1 protein-coding gene is annotated in these 269 nt (G+C 47.2%); it reads right to left on the minus strand.

Annotated features, from left to right (window positions below; translation table 11 throughout):
• The coding region (locus N475_RS25655; RefSeq protein WP_162269572.1) for a hypothetical protein at positions 1–269 on the minus strand (269 nt) is incomplete at both ends.

Genomic DNA, 269 nt, shown 5'->3' on the forward strand with positions numbered 1-269 from the left:
TTTCTGTAAAGCGGATCGCTGCCGTGGGCTCTGTACCTACAATAACCTTGGCAGTGTTACTTACTGCACCTGCTTCTGTACCAATATAACGCTTACCGGTTTGATATTCGCTCGAAGGGGTTTGGACAAGGGTGTAGCCATCGGCATTGGACTCGATTAAGCCGGTAAAACTAAATTCGCCTTGCGCGTCAGTGGTTGTGGTTAGTTCAACAGCTTGGCCATATTTGTCGGTACCCGTTAGTTTGATGCTGATGTTATTCAATGCTGAG

Source organism: Pseudoalteromonas luteoviolacea DSM 6061, from assembly GCF_001625655.1.
Lineage (GTDB): Bacteria > Pseudomonadota > Gammaproteobacteria > Enterobacterales > Alteromonadaceae > Pseudoalteromonas > Pseudoalteromonas luteoviolacea.